The organism is Austwickia sp. TVS 96-490-7B, from assembly GCF_019331795.1.
Lineage (GTDB): Bacteria > Actinomycetota > Actinomycetes > Actinomycetales > Dermatophilaceae > Austwickia.
Genome location: NZ_JAHPZL010000044.1, coordinates 1 through 1,791 on the forward strand (window position 1 = coordinate 1; position 1,791 = coordinate 1,791).

2 protein-coding genes are annotated in these 1,791 nt (G+C 47.4%); both read left to right on the forward strand.

The features are described from left to right. The first annotated feature begins 403 nt into the window (after positions 1 to 403). Positions 404 to 1,015 (forward strand): hypothetical protein, encoded by a 612-nt coding sequence (locus tag KEM60_RS15920; protein ID WP_219232394.1) that lies wholly within the window; start codon positions 404 to 406, stop codon positions 1,013 to 1,015. A gap of 185 nt (positions 1,016 to 1,200) precedes the next feature. Beyond that, positions 1,201 to 1,791: hypothetical protein (locus KEM60_RS15925; RefSeq protein WP_219232396.1), on the forward strand; the 591-nt coding region annotated here is incomplete at its 3' end.

The window sequence follows — 1,791 nt, forward strand, 5'->3', positions numbered from 1 at the left end:
TCGCCACCGGCTATCGAGGCAGACTCACCGAACTCCCCGATATCATTGCCGTCATTACCCGACTCGAGCTCTATCGACTTGGCTGGTAGCCAAGAATGACCTGGAAACGCCTCGTGAATAACGCCCTAAAAATATGGTGCTATCTGCGAGAGTTTTTGTGGCATTTAAAGGCATTATTCACGAGCGATGATACGTCGGGCGACCTATCCGTTGCAAGGGCCTGCGACCTGCAGGTCTTCTGGCTCTCCACAAGGGGATAAATCTCTCGTGAATTACACCCTAAGGCTACCATCCACGTTGACAGAGAACGTCATGTCTGAATTTAACATTCATACAGCGCAACATAAGTCATTCATTGAGATGGATGCATTAAAGTTCAATGCATCACGTCAGGAGATCGTGAATGAAAATTTTTGATGTCGCAACCGCTACAAACAGGGAACGTTTTTTTTCAGTTGATGGATTCCCTTGGCTTGAATTGGAGGACATGCGTTCTTCAGATCCAACTGCGCCTTTTGATGGGGGGTGGCCTACGCCTGAATTTATCATTTATCGGGAACCACTCCCCGGAGACGGTATAGATAGATATTTGCCCTCATTAGTCTCGCATGATGCCAGTCGATATCTGATTCTACGGGACCAAGCGATTGATTCGCTAAGCGGGTTATTAGAGCCGTACGGTGAACTGCTTCCGTTGTCTTGCGATGAAGCAAAAATGATGATCTGGTGGCCCCAGGTCGTTGTCGACTGTCTTAATGATGCCAAAAGCGATAACGGGAACTTATTGTGGGCTCCTACTGGTAAAAAAGTCCTTGGGTTAGATTTCCCAGTGTTTCGCCCTGAGCTAGTGCCCCAAACTGGGGCTTTTATACTTCCGCAGCCCAAATACCCTAACTTGGTGTTTTTTACTGAAGAGCTAGTTGAAAAGATGCTGGCAACCGGGGACACGGTGGGGGTGCATTTTCGAAAGATGTGGGATTCAGAGAAGCCTGATTGCTCTTCGTTTTTTTCTTGAACAGTTGCCCTGGTGGCGGAATATGAAAACTATGTGTTATTCGCCAGAGTGTCTGCAGCATTTGAGGATACCATCCACGTTGACAGAGAACGTCATGTCTGAATTTAACATTCATACAGCGCAACATAAGTCATTCATTGAGATGGATGCATTAAAGTTCAATGCATCACGTCAGGAGATCGTGAATGAAGATATTTGATGTCGTGATCGGAACAAACCGAGAAATGTTTTACCCAGTTGAAGGAGTCCCTTGGCTTGAGTTGGGGGATATGCGTTCCTCTGATCCGGCTGCTCCTTTTAAAGGGGGGTGGCCTACCCCGGAGTTCCATATTTATCGGGAACCGTTCCCGGGAGACGGTATAGATAAATACCTGCCATCTCTGGTTTCAGAGGTTGCCAGTCGATATCTGATTCTCCGTGATCAAGCTATTGATTCGCTGAGCGGGTTATTAGAGCCGTACGGTGAACTGCTTCCGTTGTCTTGCGATGAAGCAGAAATGATGATCTGGTGGCCCCAGGTCGTCGTTGACTGTCTTAATGATGACAAAAGCGATAACGGGGACTTATTATGGGCTCCTGATCGCAGCAGAATTTTAATAATAGATTTCCCAGTATTTCGCCCTGAGCTAGTGCCCCAAACCGGGGCCTTCATACTTCCGCAGCCCAAATACCCTAACTTGGTGTTTTTTACTGAAGAGCTAGTTGAAAAGATGCTGGCAACCGGGGACACGGTGGGGGTGCATTTTCGAAAGATGTGGGATTCAGAGAAGCCTGAT